Below are 13,539 nucleotides of genomic sequence, written 5' to 3'. Positions count from 1 at the left end.
CCATGCAGAGAAAAGTGTTATCCGGTATTAGCCCCGGTTTCCCGGGGTTATCCCAGTCTTACAGGCAGGTTGCCCACGTGTTACTCACCCGTCCGCCGCTCGTTCCACAAGCGCACACCCCGAAGGGTGATTGCTTGCTTCCCGCGCTCGACTTGCATGTATTAGGCACGCCGCCAGCGTTCGTCCTGAGCCAAGATCAAACTCTCCATAAAATGTGAGCTTGCTTGCTCGAAAACTTGACTAGCATTTCTTGCTTGACATAATGATTGTTTTGTTCAGTTTTCAAAGATCAAATTTCGTTGTTGTCGTCTGAAAGGCGACTTAAATATCATAACATGACTTCCATTTCCTTGTCAACAATTTTTTTTACTTCGTTTTTTTGTCTCCGTTACGGCGACTATAATAATGTAACATGTTTTAGCTTCAAAAGTCAATAACTTTTTTCCGTCTTTCGAAGCGACAAGAAATAATATACCATATAAAATTAAAGTCGGCAATAGAAAAAGAGCCTCCATTTTTTGGAAGCCCTTAACCTAAAACGAATATATGGATTGCAGCTAATGAAGCAAGACCAGGTATTCCTAAAAATCCTGTTATTAGTGCAGTATATAAATTAATAGGAAGATGTAGTCCTATAGAAGCCCCAAACACATTAAAAAAGAATAAGAACAAAACTCCTATTACTAATTTAACCGCTCCTTGGGCTGCAAAGCGCATTGGTTTTATCGGCGCTCCTACGACTAATAGTAAAGCAATTAGTACAACCATGCTGATGATCACTAAAGTTGTATCCACTATTATCTCTCCTTCCGCTTGTCCTCCTTATAAAATATGAAGCCAAGGGAAGAAAAAGAACTTATGTTAATTTATCTGGCACTTACTTTGCGTTGCCTTGCTTCTCTTAACAGATAGAAATATTTCACTTCGGCGACCGCTAGATCAAATCTGCCTCGTTCGGTCGGCTCCACACTTTTTTCAATAATTGATTTAATGCTTCGCCATTCTTCTTTTGATTGATATATATCATTTAACAACTGTCTGTCTACATCTTTCTTTCTAAGTTTTCTGCTTCGAAACACACTTTCACCTGTCCTTCCCATGCCCTTTTACCAGCGCTGACTTATAATTCTCTTCTGCCTTCCAAGGCCTTGGAAAGAGTCACTTCATCTGCATATTCCAAATCCCCGCCCATAGGGAGTCCATGCGCAATTCTGGTAATTCTTATACCAGAAGGCTTCACCAGCCTTGAGATGTACATTGCTGTTGCTTCTCCCTCGATATTAGGGTTTGTCGCCAATATTAGTTCTTCCACCCCTTCATCTTTTAGTCGATTTAGAAGAGAGGGAACATTAATATCTTCCGGTCCAATCCCATCCATCGGCGAGATTGCCCCATGAAGAACATGGTATTTCCCACTGAATTCCTTCATTTTCTCCATGGCTATTACATCTTTCGGATCTTGCACAACACAAATCACAGAGTTATCCCTTGATTCATCCTGACAGATGGAACAAGGGTCTTGATCAGTAATATGTCCGCATACCGAGCAATGAGTAAGCTCTCTTTTGGCATTCACCAGAGCTTTTGCAAAGTCGAGTACATCATCTTCTTTCATATTTAGAACGAAAAATGCCAGGCGGACAGCAGTTTTCGGTCCGATCCCCGGCAATTTTGTAAAGCTGTCGATCAGCTTTGAAATCGGTTCAGGATAATACATGAAGCATGCCTCCTAGAACATTCCTCCAGGCATATTCAAACCTTTCGTGAATTGTCCCATTGTATCGTTTGTTTTATCTTCCACTTGCTTAATGACATCGTTTGTTGCAGCAAGAATCAAGTCCTGAAGCATTTCTACATCATCAGGGTCCACTGCTTCTTCATCGATTTGGACATCTGTTATTTCTTTTTTTCCATTGGCTACAACCTTAACCATTCCGCCGCCTGCCGTACCTTCAAAAGTCATTTCATGAAGCTCTTCCTGAGCTTTCATCATATCCTTCTGCATTTTCTGCATTTGTTTCATCATTTTGTTCATATTTCCACCACCACGCATGGAAACCCCTCCTTTAAAATAGTTTTATTCGTGTATTTCCAACAAATCATCACCAACAAGTTTCCTTGCTTCAGCGACAAGAGGATCTTCCTCAGGAGTGCCCTCATTTTCTTCACTTTCTTGCTGGCGTTGTTTCTTGATGTATTCTTCTCGCAATTCCTGCCAGTTCGCTTCCGGAATCGGGATGACCTTCAGTTCTCTTCCCATTGTATCCGTTAATATAGATTCTATCGTTTGCCTATGGTCCAAAGCAAGTGAACAATGAATTTCATATTTGAAAGCAATAACCAGAGCTTCCTTTGATGCAGCACTGGGCTTACTGTTTTGAATCGTAGCATGTGCCGGTGCGCTTTTCTTTTTGAGGCTGTTCATAAAGTTGGCCCATTGGCCCTGCACATTTTTCAGTTCCGATTTCGATGCATCGCCCAAAACCTGCCTGATCCGTTCATATGGAATCTTATAACTATTTTTATTCGGCCTTGGCTGGCTTCGCTGGGGAGCAGTTGCCGCACCGGCATTGTCGTTTGCCGCAACACCGTTCTGTTTCAGTTCTCTTAGTTCTTTCTCCAGCTCTTGCAGCTTGTTCGTCAAACCGCTGACCGCTTCTGTTTCCTCAGCAGATGTCTGTTGCTGCTGATCTGTGATATTCAGTACTGCGATTTCTATAAATACCTTTGGGCTGTTTGTCCACTTTATTTCCTGCTGGCACTCATTGAGTAATTTTATAGCCTCCTGAATCCAAGAGGGATCAATCTCAGCAGCCAGCTGTTTGAAGCTTTCATTCAGGATTGCTCTTTCAAGAATATTTTCCAAATCCGGCGCACTTTTGTACATCAGCAAATCGCGTAAATAGTAGATTAAGTCAAAAACAAACCTTCCTGGATCTTTCCCCTCCTGGATGAGTTCATCCACATACTGGAGAGCCTGCTGCACATCGCGATTGTGCATGGCTTTCGTCACATGGGTGAGTTTGTCTTGAGAAACAGATCCCGTGACTGCCAGGACATCTTCCAGGGCTACTTGTTCCTCGCTATAGGATACAGCTTGATCCAAGATGCTCAAAGCATCACGCATGCCGCCTTCAGCTGATAAGGCTACAGCTTCCAGTGCTTCTTCGGAGGCCGTAATCCCTTCTGAATTCGTTATCTCTTTCATCCGTTCAACCATGGATGACTGGGAGATGCGCTTGAAATCAAAACGTTGACAGCGGGAAATGATCGTTAAAGGGATTTTGTGAGGTTCCGTTGTAGCAAGAATGAAGATGACATGTTTAGGGGGTTCTTCCAATGTCTTTAACAATGCATTAAAAGCCCCGATAGAAAGCATATGCACTTCATCGATAATATACACCTTATAAGTGACCGCACTTGGAGCATACTTTACTTTGTCACGGATATCGCGAATCTGCTCCACTCCATTGTTGGAAGCCGCGTCTATTTCTATAACATCAGAAATCGACCCATCCTGAATGCCTCTGCAGGCAGCACATTCATTGCAGGGCTCCATTACAGGAGAGTGTTCACAGTTGATGGTTTTGGAGAAGATTTTAGCCGCACTTGTTTTCCCGGTCCCGCGGGGCCCGGAGAATAAGTATGCATGAGAAAACTTTTGCTGGACAATAGCATTCTGTAATGTCCGGGTAATATGGGTTTGTCCTACTACGTCTGAAAAGCTCTTCGGACGCCAAACACGGTAAAGTGCCTGATAGCTCATTTGATCACTTGCCCCTTTTATTCATTCTTACTTAATTATAACTGAATTGCATTTCCTATGGAAACATTACAGCAAAAAAAGCAGAAGTAACTTTCTATACTAAAAACCTCTTGCCGGAAGCTGACAAGAGGTTGAATTTATCATGTATAAAGCCGTGCACCCATCTTCGATGATAAAGCCCTAAGCGTTACTCAAGTTCATGGCTCGACCCGGGCTTCCCCGCGGCACACGAGAATGACCGCTTACTGCTGCTTCCTTCCGGACCTGACAGGATTCACGGGTTCCCGTTGCGCAGGACCCGGGTGTCAACACCAATCCCTTGAGGCAGGCCTTAAAGCTCTACCACCTGGGATGGGGATTCAGCCTCGCTATAGCGGATTGCGAGTACAGGGCACCGCTACCTCCCCGCCTAGCACGACAAATTTGCTAACTATTATTATGGTGCGCTGTGATAGCGCAATTCATAGTATAACTACTTTTCGCGAAAATTGCAATAGGTGGCGACTGGAAATGATTACAATCGACTGTCCTTTCTTTTTTTCCTTAAGTTCCGAAAAAAGTCGGTAAGCATCTGTCCGCATTCTTCTTCCAGGACACCGCCGTTCACCTCTGCTACATGGTTGAACCTGTCATCCTCCAATAGGTTCATCAATGTTCCTGCACAGCCTGCTTTTTGGTCATATGCTCCAAATACAATCCTCGGAATCCTTGCTTGCAAGATTGCGCCGGCACACATGGGACAGGGCTCTAACGTGACATAGAGCGTGCAGTCTTCCAGCCTCCAGCTGCCGATATGTTCATTTGCCTTATCTATGGCAATCAATTCAGCATGTGATGCAGTGGTTTGAAGCGATTCCCTTAAATTGAAGGAAGAGGCTATTACTTCATCCTGATGAACAATTACCGCTCCGATGGGAACCTCTCCTAATTGTTCTGCCTTTTTAGCTTCTAATATAGCAAGTTGCATGTACTCTTGATCATTCATTTTAGACCCACTTTTCGTTTTAGGTTTCATTTACCTCAATTTAGATAAATATATAATGAAGAAAGGAGAATTACAGTGAAAAAAAATCATACCGCCATCGTCCTCATCGATATTTTAAATAATTTTGATTTCCCGGAGGGAGAACAACTGCTGAAGAACACCAAAAAAATCCTTCCTCATTTAGTGAAATTGAAGGAACATGCCAGAAAAGAACAAATTCCTTTTATCTATGTAAATGATCACTATGGCATTTGGCAATCCGATTTTCAAAAGATCAGCGATCATTGCAGAAACGATGAGAATGCTGACATCATTGATAGTATGCGGCCAACCCATGATGACTACTTTTTGATGAAACCGAAACACTCCGGTTTTTACCAGACAGCTTTGGAATCCTTATTAAAGGAACTGGAAGTTGACCATATCATTTTCGCAGGAATCGCGGGGGATATCTGTGTCCTGTTCACAGCAAATGATGCACATATGCGTGAATTCAATATCAGTGTACCAAAAAACTGTATCGCCTCCAATGAAGATCAACAAAACGAGCGGGCACTACGCCTGATGGAAACAAAACTGAACGCCGACACAGAACCGATAATCGTTTCATAAACTCCCACCACCTCTCATAGGATGATAAAAGATCAATCCGCCCAAACGGCAGATATCACACAGCATACTGGCTGTATGGATCATTGAGAGGAGGACTGCACGTGCAAATCCATGTAGTGGCCCCCGGAGAGTCGACCTACTCGATCGCGAGGCGATATGGCGCCACTCCTGAAGCGGTAATCGAAGCCAATGAGTTGGATGCCCCGGGAGATTTGGTTGTCGGCCAGGCCCTTGTTATCCCTATTGAGGGCAACATTTATTATGTACAGGAAGGAGAGGGGCTATATTCGATCGCACAAAAGTTCGGTATAAATTTTCAGGAACTTGTCAGAGTGAACAATATCGACCCGAACGCTCCATTGGCTGTCGGGGCCAGACTTTATATCCCTCCCAGAGATGTCACAAGTATCGAAGTAAATGCTTATATAGAACCATATGGAGAAACGGTTTCGGAAACATTGGTAAACTCTGCGCAAAAAAACGCCCCATACCTAACTTATCTCGCGCCATTCAACTATCGAATAAACCGTGACGGAACGTTGATACCGCCGCCTTTGGACAATTTTGCAGCTATTGCTGCTGAGAACAATGCTGCCCTTGTACTGGTTGTCACAAATCTGGAAGAGGGTGCCTTCAGTGCAGAACTCGGCCGCATCATTGTCACAAATCGGGAAGTAGAAAATACATTACTAGACAATATTATCTCCACAGCTAATGAAGTAGGCTTCGGGGACGTCCATTTTGACTTTGAATTCCTGCCCCCGGAAAACAGGGAAGACTATAACAATTTCCTCAGAAGGGCAAAACAACGGTTATCCGAGGCAGGATTGCTTATGTCTACCGCCCTTGCTCCAAAAACAAGTGCAGAACAAGAAGGGGAATGGTATGAGGCACATGATTATGCAGCCCACGGAGAAATAGCCGACTTTGTCGTATTGATGACCTATGAGTGGGGATACAGTGGTGGACCGGCAATGGCTGTTTCGCCAATCAACCGAGTAAGGGAAGTAGTCGAATACGCTTTGACAGAAATGCCCGCAGATAAAATTATGCTTGGACAGAATCTATATGGCTATGACTGGACGCTCCCATATGAACCTGGCGGCGAATATGCAGAAGCACTTAGCCCCCAACAGGCAATTGCCAGGGCTAGAGAGTACAACGTGGATATCGAGTATGATGCAGAGGCCCAGGCCCCTTTTTATTTGTATACGGATGAAGAGGGGAGCAGACATGAAGTCTGGTTTGAGGACGCCCGTTCCATTCAGGCTAAGTTTGAGTTGATCAAAGAGCTTGATCTGCGTGGTATCAGCTATTGGAAGTTGGGATTGGCCTTTCCTCAGAACTGGCTCCTGTTAGAAAGCAACTTCGATATAGAAAAACGGAACGAATAACGAGAAAAAAGGAAATAAAGCCCTGATAAATAAGGCTTATTTCCTTTTTTTAAAGAACTTTCCCATATTAAATTGATACAGATGCCCTTCTTTACTTATAATGTTTAAGAGAATTTCATTGTTTAGGTAAAGAGGGGTACTTTATTTGGCTAAAAAGCGGGTAATTAAGAGAAGAAGACGAAGAAGACTAAAGTGGAAGAATATCATTGGCTTATTCCTTGTGCTGGCTGTTTTTGCCATGCTCGTTACAGGAGGATATATTTTTTATCAAGCTTATACCGCTGCTAAAGGTTCTTATGAGGAGTTGGACAGGCCAGGTGAAAAATCGGAGTTGCGGGAAGAGGATGTGAAAATTGGTGAAGATCCGGTATCTATTTTACTCCTTGGAATCGAGGACTATCAGACAGGCGGCAAAAACGGCCGGGCTGATTCCCAAGTAATTATCACCCTTAATCCTGATACCGAAAAAATGACCATGACCACTATCCCTCGTGATACACGCGTTAATTTGGTCCAGCCCGAAGAGTATGCTGGCTATCATAAGATCAACGCTACATACACATATGGATCGATTACTGGCTATGGCGCCAACAAACTAACGGTGGAAACAGCCGAAAATCTGCTGGATGTTCCGATCGACAAATATATCGCTATTAACTTTGAAGGGTTCAGAGATATCGTCGATGCGCTTGATGGGGTAACAATCGATATTAAAGAACCATTCTGGGAGAAAAACATTTACGATGACAATAATCGGATCTACTTCGAAGAAGGCCCTGCCCATCTTGACGGGGAAGAAGCACTTGCCTTTGTCCGGATGAGAAAACGGGATGTGAATAATATTTACTCCAGGGAGGAAAGGCAGAGGCAATTTATTAAGTCGGCAATTGACGAAGCCATTTCAGCTGGAACCATTTTTAAAGTAGATGATATATCAAAAATCTTACGGAAAAGGATCGATACCAACCTGACTCCCGGTGAAATTTATACGCTGCAAAGAGTTTATTCTTCCATGGACTCTTCTAAAATTGAAACTATTGAATTAGAAGGATCTAATCAAAGAGTCGGTGGTTCGTATTATTTCATCCCTACTGAAGAGGGGTTACGTACGACTAGTCAAAAAATCAGACAGGAGTTGGACCTTCCCTCTGAAAGCAGCAACTAACAAAAAGCCTGTTCCATGTTCTTTTTTGCAGAGACCGGAACAGGCTTTTTGGTTTATCATAATTTTTTATGAACAGTTCACACTATTACAAAAGGAGTGTGAGCAATATGAATATAGATTTAGCATTTGTAATCAAATCGATCATTCTTGTCCTTGCCGGAATTTTATTGCTGCGAATCTCCGGCAGAAAGTCTATCTCGCAGATGACTCTTGCCCAAACGGTAATCATGATTTCGATCGGCTCCATTATCATCCAACCTATTATCGAAACGAGCGTCACCAGAACAATCATTGTCGCGGCCATTTTCATCATGACCCTTGTTGTCATTGAATGGCTGCAGGTAAGAGTAAATGCGGTGGAGACGTTCATCACTGGGAAATCCAAAGTAATGATTCAAAACGGACAGTTGATGGAGTCCCAGTTGAAAAAGCATCGATTGACCGTCGACCAGTTGGAAATGTTCCTAAGGCAACAGGGAATTACAAAAATCTCGGATGTAAAAACAGCAACACTGGAACCGAACGGCCAGCTTGGATATGAATTGAAAGACGATGCAAAGCCGCTGACAATCGGAGAGTTCAAGAAATTGATTCATCCAAGTATGCTAAACCCTGATTCTTTGTCCAATCTACAACCGCCTTCCCAGCCCAAAGTCAATCAATTATTCGAGGAAGTATCTCATAACCACCCGAATCAGCCTCCGGATCAATTGCAATAGTTATGGGACAAACTGTATTTTTTTGATGAAATCCTTCTTGGGCAAGGTCATTTCCGTATCTTCGTGTTTCAGTATTTTTTTGAAAGGGATCTCGTAAGCAAATATCTGTTTAAAAGGGAAAGGGGTAACTCTGATATCTTGTTCATTCATCCACTCAGCCATCAGCCCATGAGGGGCAAAAGAAAATCTTTGCCGGAAACCCTCCCGGAACCAGGGGACTTCATCTGCTTTGGCTGTGCCGGGTGCGTTCATGCATGCATACAATGACAGGTCATCACAGAACTGAAGCAGTTTAAAAGCCTGTTCCAACTGATTTTCATTATGTATTCCCACTTGTTGGCGGAGCCTGTTCTGTCTTGCATTTTCCTGTTCAAGAAATCGATCAATCATTGCTGGCTGGTCCTTCTTCTTTTGGAAAAAAGAAGAATAGTGTTTACTGCAAAGGATGGCTCCAAACGCCGTTTCAGCCTCCACCTCATCGATTCCGTTTGTGTATGCGGATAACTTCTCCTGAAAAGGATAACTTGTGAAGTCGTATGGGGAATTGGTTTGAGGATTCCATAAAAGCTCCTGATCTAACGGAATCCATGCCCGGTCGTGATGTCTGGCGGCATACAGAATATCCTCTCTATAATCCGAACTTGGGAAATGCTCCTTTTGCCAGTGTTCAGCAATCATACAAGACAAGCGGGCATGTTCATGCTGTTTGATCAACTCGATCTCTTTTCCAACATGATTAACAATCATTCATCAAAACCCCATTCTTTAATTAAGTAAAAAGAAAAGGCTGCTCAGGTGAACAGCCTTTTCTTCATCATTCATTAACCGAGCAATGCAAGGGATTCGCGGTTGAATGCAGGAATATCATCTGGTTGACGGCTGGTTACCAATTGGTTGCCGCAGACGACAACTTCTTCGTCTTTTAAATCTGCTCCGGCATACTCCATATCGACTTGGATAGATTTAAAGCCAGTCGCTTTACGACCTTCAAGTGTTTTAGCTGTAATAAGCAGCTGTGGACCGTGACAAATAGCGAATACCGGTTTTTTCTCATCCATGAAATGTTTGGCAAACTTCACGAAACGTTCATCTGCGCGTAACTGGTCTGGAGAAAAACCACCAGGGATGAACAAAGCATCAAAGTCTTCCGGCTTAACATCGTCGATTCCTTGATCAATGGTTACTGTTTCTTCACCTTGTTTACCAGTGACCTGCTTGCCTTTTTCTTTTTCAATTGTCACGATTTCGTGTCCAGCTTCCTTATAGGCTTTGGCTGGATCTGTATATTCTACATCTTCGAACATATCGGTAAGGACACATGCAATTTTACTCATTGTAAACAACACTCCTTTTTCCATAATTAGGATTTGGTTACAACGATAATTTACCCGGGTGTAACGGAATTAAACATAGGAACGGCAAAAGCACCGGAAAAATCCGATGCTTTTTGTTTATTCTTCCAATGTTGATGTATCACCGGTCGGCAATCCTAATTCCCATGATTTCAACAAGCGGCGCATGATTTTACCGCTCCTTGTCTTTGGAATGGTATCCTTGATCTCAATTTCTCTTGGAGCAGCGTGGGCACTCAATCCTGTTTTGACGAATTTCCGTATATCCTCCACCAGTTCATCGGAGGCTTGGTAGCCTTCATTCAATGTGATAAAGGCTTTGATGATTTCCCCGCGTTCTGGGTCTGGTTTACCGATAACACCCGCTTCGGAAACGGCCTCATGTTCGATCAATTTACTTTCCACCTCAAACGGCCCTACTCTTTCCCCGGAAGTATTGATCACATCATCCAGTCTTCCCTGGAACCAGAAATAACCGTCTTCATCACGGTAAGCACTATCACCGGAAACATACCAGCCATTGATGAAATAGCTTTCATACTTGCCAGGATTGTTCCAAATCGCACGCATCATCGAAGGCCAGCCCTGCTTAATAGCCAGGTTCCCCATTTGATTAGGAGGAAGTTCATTTCCTTCATTATCGATGATCGAAGCCTCTACCCCGGGGATTGGTTTCCCCATGGAACCGGGACGAATATCCATATCCGGGAAGTTGACGATAAGCATTGCACCTGTCTCGGTCATCCACCAAGTATCATGGATCCGTAGGTTAAAGGTGTTCACTCCCCATGTTATGACTTCCGGATTCAATGGTTCACCGACACTCAATATGTGCCTCAAGGAAGATAAATCAAACTGTTTGACGACCTTTTCACCGGAACTGACCAGCTTCCTCAGTGCTGTAGGGGCTGTGTACCAGACTGATACGTTATATTTGTCCAAGGTTTCATACCAGGATTCAGCTGTGAACCGCCCGCCCCGGATTACGTTTGTGACCCCGTGGAGCCATGGAGCAAATATTCCATAACTTGTCCCGGTCACCCAGCCGGGATCTGCGGTACACCAGTATATATCATCTTCTTTTAAGTCCAGGACCCAGTCACCAGTCGCATAGTGCTGTATCATCGCATTGTGGACGTGGTACACCCCTTTGGGTTTTCCGGTTGATCCCGATGTATAATGTAGCAGCATACCATCCTCCAGATCAACCCAATTGATTTCAAACTCCTCGGAGGCATTTTCCATTTCTTTATAATAATCGATGTATTTATCTGATTGCTCTTGCGGTTCTCCTACTAATACGATTTTCTTAAGATGAGGCAATTCATCCTGCGGCACTCTTCCAAGCAGTTCCGGAGTGGTAATCAACATGGTTGCTTCACTATCTTCCAGACGGTCGCGGACAGCCTGTTCCATGAAAGCTTCGAAAAGCGGACCAGCAATTGCCCCTACTTTCAATATGCCGAAAAACGCTGCATAAAATTCGGGACTTCTCGGCATGAACAGAAATACACGGTCGCCTTTTTCCACATTGTTGGCCTGCAGTATATTAGCGAATTTGTTGCTTGCCTTTTTTAATTGTTCGAAGGTCCATTTTTCTTCCCTGTCCGGTGCAGAATAGATCAGGGCCGGTTTATCCTTTTTGGTGGGGTTTTCTGCATGGCGGTCGATCGTTTCATAGGCAATGTTCACTTTCCCTGTCTCGTGCCAGCTGAATGTTTCTTTCACCTTTTCCCAATTAAAAGATTCACGGGTTTTTTCATAGTTTTTAAGATTGTGGTTTCCTTCTCTTGCTGGGATTGGTTGCATGTCCATTAGATCACCTCATTTTAAGATTTTGAAAACGATTTCAAATTAGTAAACGGGTTTGCAAAGGAAAGAGCATGGGATATCGCCCCGCAGTAACGCTTTTGCTTCCTTGCTTACAGAACACAATTTTCTTCTCCCTCAACAACATATGTTGCATTAAGGAATTTTATTAAATTTTGGAAAAATTCCTTTATTTGATTCTATTTTAGACGATTCTGTGACAATTTTAAAGAGAAAAACACCAACAAATACCAAAAGGGCTTACCGCCATATTCCAGCGGTAAGCCTTGATAATGATTACTTATATTGCATATAAACTGTTTGCGTGACCAGGAAGTCTTCCATTCCGTGTTTTCCATCTGTTCCACCAAGACCGGATTTTCTCATTCCGGCATGGTACCCTTGAACAGCTTCAAAGTTCTCCCTGTTGACGAATGTTTCCCCAAACTTCAATTCATTGACCACTCGCATCGCTTCATGCACATCATCCGTATAAACGGAAGAGGATAAGCCATATTCTGTATCGTTTCCCAGTTCAATTGCTTCCTCAAGGGTTTTAAAAGTCATCACCGGGATGACAGGACCGAATATTTCTTCTTGTATTATTTCCATGTCCTGTTTCACATCTTTGACGATCGTCGGCTCATAGAAGTAACCTGCATCTACTTCTGGGCGTTTACCCCCGGTCACGACGGTAGCTCCTTGGTTGACTGCCTGTTGCACCATCTCTTCTACTTCTTCCAGCCTGTCTTCACTGACAAGTGGACCCATATCCGCATCCTTGTTTTCCAGCGGGTTGTCGATTGTAATTCCTTCAAACGCCTGTTTCAATTTACCAATGAAATCTTCAGCGACATTTTCATGGACATATACACGTTCCGCATTTGTACATGCCTGCCCGCTGTTGGCCACTCTCGATAGCTTGATGTTTTCAACTGCCAAATCCAAATCGGCATTTTCCGTCACGATGGCCGGAGCCTTTCCGCCAAGTTCCAGATTTACTTTCGTGATATTCTGGGCAGCGGCTTCCATGACTTTAGTGCCAGCTCCCACACTTCCCGTCATCGAAACCATGGCCACCTTTGGATGGGATGCAAGGGCATTACCCATTGTAGAACCGGTTCCGGTGATAAGATTATAAACGCCCCTCGGGATTTCCTCCATTTCATCTACTAACTTTGTAAATTCTATGGCGGTATTAGGGGTTTTCTGACTTGGCTTCAACACGATGGTACAGCCAGTCACAAGTGCTGTGGCCACCTTTCTGGCCAAAATGAACATCGGGAAGTTCCATGGCACAATACCGCCGATTACCCCGATCGGCTTTTTATAAATAAAAATGTTTTCGTTTGGCCTGTCACTCGGGACAATATCCCCTTCAATCCGGCGCGCCCATTCCGACATATAACGGAAGTAGTCGATCGCCAGGTCTATTTCGCCGCTTGCCAGCTCATAATCTTTGCCTTGTTCTTCCTGCAATAACTCAATAAACCGCTCTCTTCTTTCTTCTATCCTGTCTCCAAGCTTTCTTACCACTTTTCCTCTTTCAACAGCTGGTGTGTGTTCCCAACTCTTTTGTGCCTCAAATGCCGCTTCGACTGCTTTATTGACGTCTTCTTCATTTCCTTTGGGCACTCGTGAAATCAATTCTTCTGTTGACGGGTTCAAAATATCAATCGTCTCATTAGTCGATGCTTCTATCCACTGTCCATTTATATAAAACTGATGGAGCTGCAT

Annotated in this window: 14 protein-coding genes and 1 other RNA gene; 4 read left to right on the top strand and 11 right to left on the bottom strand. The window is 43.6% G+C overall.

Annotated elements, in window-relative coordinates; genetic code table 11:
* Window positions 1-528: 528 nt before the first annotated feature.
* From CZ434_RS14785 to tadA, 7 genes are all read right to left on the bottom strand, one after another.
* Complete coding sequence (locus tag CZ434_RS14785; protein WP_077623871.1) at window positions 529-795, bottom strand: pro-sigmaK processing inhibitor BofA family protein; 267 nt, start codon at window positions 793-795, stop codon at window positions 529-531.
* Window positions 796-866: 71 nt separating this feature from the next.
* Window positions 867-1,079 carry a YaaL family protein gene (locus CZ434_RS14780; RefSeq protein WP_245830999.1) on the bottom strand — a complete coding sequence of 71 codons (213 nt, stop codon included), beginning with the start codon at window positions 1,077-1,079 and terminating at the stop codon, window positions 867-869.
* A gap of 41 nt (window positions 1,080-1,120) precedes the next feature.
* Window positions 1,121-1,717 carry a recombination mediator RecR gene (gene recR, locus CZ434_RS14775; protein ID WP_077623869.1) on the bottom strand — a complete coding sequence of 199 codons (597 nt, stop codon included), beginning with the start codon at window positions 1,715-1,717 and terminating at the stop codon, window positions 1,121-1,123.
* A 12-nt stretch (window positions 1,718-1,729) separates the two neighbouring features.
* The gene (locus CZ434_RS14770; RefSeq protein ID WP_077623868.1) at window positions 1,730-2,053 is read right to left on the bottom strand and encodes a YbaB/EbfC family nucleoid-associated protein; all 324 of its coding nucleotides are present in this window, start codon (window positions 2,051-2,053) and stop codon (window positions 1,730-1,732) included.
* Between the two features lie 24 nt (window positions 2,054-2,077).
* On the bottom strand, window positions 2,078-3,766 hold the full coding sequence (gene dnaX, locus CZ434_RS14765) for a DNA polymerase III subunit gamma/tau (protein ID WP_077623867.1): 1,689 nt from the start codon (window positions 3,764-3,766) through the stop codon (window positions 2,078-2,080).
* 152 nt (window positions 3,767-3,918) lie between these two features.
* Window positions 3,919-4,184, bottom strand: an RNA gene (gene ffs, locus CZ434_RS14760) — signal recognition particle sRNA large type.
* Between the two features lie 96 nt (window positions 4,185-4,280).
* On the bottom strand, window positions 4,281-4,751 hold the full coding sequence (tadA, locus tag CZ434_RS14755) for a tRNA adenosine(34) deaminase TadA (RefSeq protein ID WP_077623866.1): 471 nt from the start codon (window positions 4,749-4,751) through the stop codon (window positions 4,281-4,283).
* A 75-nt stretch (window positions 4,752-4,826) separates the two neighbouring features.
* Here tadA and CZ434_RS14750 point away from each other — a divergent pair, with 75 nt between their 5' ends.
* From CZ434_RS14750 to CZ434_RS14735, 4 genes are all read left to right on the top strand, one after another.
* Window positions 4,827-5,363, top strand: a complete 537-nt coding sequence (locus CZ434_RS14750) for a cysteine hydrolase family protein (RefSeq protein WP_077623865.1) — start codon at window positions 4,827-4,829, stop codon at window positions 5,361-5,363.
* A 101-nt stretch (window positions 5,364-5,464) separates the two neighbouring features.
* Entirely contained in the window at window positions 5,465-6,757 is a 1,293-nt protein-coding gene (locus tag CZ434_RS14745; RefSeq protein WP_077623864.1) for a glycoside hydrolase family 18 protein, read from the top strand.
* A 145-nt stretch (window positions 6,758-6,902) separates the two neighbouring features.
* The gene (locus tag CZ434_RS14740) at window positions 6,903-7,922 is read left to right on the top strand and encodes an LCP family protein (protein WP_077623863.1); all 1,020 of its coding nucleotides are present in this window, start codon (window positions 6,903-6,905) and stop codon (window positions 7,920-7,922) included.
* Window positions 7,923-8,029: 107 nt separating this feature from the next.
* Complete coding sequence (locus CZ434_RS14735) at window positions 8,030-8,641, top strand: DUF421 domain-containing protein (protein WP_077623862.1); 612 nt, start codon at window positions 8,030-8,032, stop codon at window positions 8,639-8,641.
* On the opposite strand, the gene CZ434_RS14730 is transcribed toward CZ434_RS14735, so the two are convergent.
* From CZ434_RS14730 to aldA, 4 genes are all read right to left on the bottom strand, one after another.
* On the bottom strand, window positions 8,642-9,388 hold the full coding sequence (locus CZ434_RS14730) for a DUF3891 family protein (protein ID WP_077623861.1): 747 nt from the start codon (window positions 9,386-9,388) through the stop codon (window positions 8,642-8,644).
* Window positions 9,389-9,462: 74 nt separating this feature from the next.
* The gene (locus CZ434_RS14725; RefSeq protein WP_077623860.1) at window positions 9,463-9,975 is read right to left on the bottom strand and encodes a type 1 glutamine amidotransferase domain-containing protein; all 513 of its coding nucleotides are present in this window, start codon (window positions 9,973-9,975) and stop codon (window positions 9,463-9,465) included.
* Between the two features lie 117 nt (window positions 9,976-10,092).
* On the bottom strand, window positions 10,093-11,808 hold the full coding sequence (gene acsA, locus CZ434_RS14720; RefSeq protein WP_077623859.1) for an acetate--CoA ligase: 1,716 nt from the start codon (window positions 11,806-11,808) through the stop codon (window positions 10,093-10,095).
* Between the two features lie 291 nt (window positions 11,809-12,099).
* Complete coding sequence (gene aldA, locus CZ434_RS14715) at window positions 12,100-13,539, bottom strand: aldehyde dehydrogenase (RefSeq protein ID WP_077623858.1); 1,440 nt, start codon at window positions 13,537-13,539, stop codon at window positions 12,100-12,102.

The organism is Sediminibacillus massiliensis (assembly GCF_900156915.1).
Classification (GTDB): domain Bacteria; phylum Bacillota; class Bacilli; order Bacillales; family Amphibacillaceae; genus Sediminibacillus_A; species Sediminibacillus_A massiliensis.
This window is presented reverse-complemented; position numbering and strand designations above follow the sequence as displayed.

Coding starts and splice junctions, on each gene's coding strand:
- recR (WP_077623869.1), bottom strand. CDS start 1,717: ATGTATTATCCTGAACCGATTTCAAAGCTGATCGACAGCTTTACAAAA.
- CZ434_RS14730 (WP_077623861.1), bottom strand. CDS start 9,388: ATGATTGTTAATCATGTTGGAAAAGAGATCGAGTTGATCAAACAGCAT.
- dnaX (WP_077623867.1), bottom strand. CDS start 3,766: ATGAGCTATCAGGCACTTTACCGTGTTTGGCGTCCGAAGAGCTTTTCA.
- CZ434_RS14725 (WP_077623860.1), bottom strand. CDS start 9,975: ATGAGTAAAATTGCATGTGTCCTTACCGATATGTTCGAAGATGTAGAA.
- tadA (WP_077623866.1), bottom strand. CDS start 4,751: ATGAATGATCAAGAGTACATGCAACTTGCTATATTAGAAGCTAAAAAG.
- aldA (WP_077623858.1), bottom strand. CDS start 13,539: ATGCAGCTCCATCAGTTTTATATAAATGGACAGTGGATAGAAGCATCG.
- acsA (WP_077623859.1), bottom strand. CDS start 11,808: ATGGACATGCAACCAATCCCAGCAAGAGAAGGAAACCACAATCTTAAA.
- CZ434_RS14735 (WP_077623862.1), top strand. CDS start 8,030: ATGAATATAGATTTAGCATTTGTAATCAAATCGATCATTCTTGTCCTT.
- CZ434_RS14770 (WP_077623868.1), bottom strand. CDS start 2,053: ATGCGTGGTGGTGGAAATATGAACAAAATGATGAAACAAATGCAGAAA.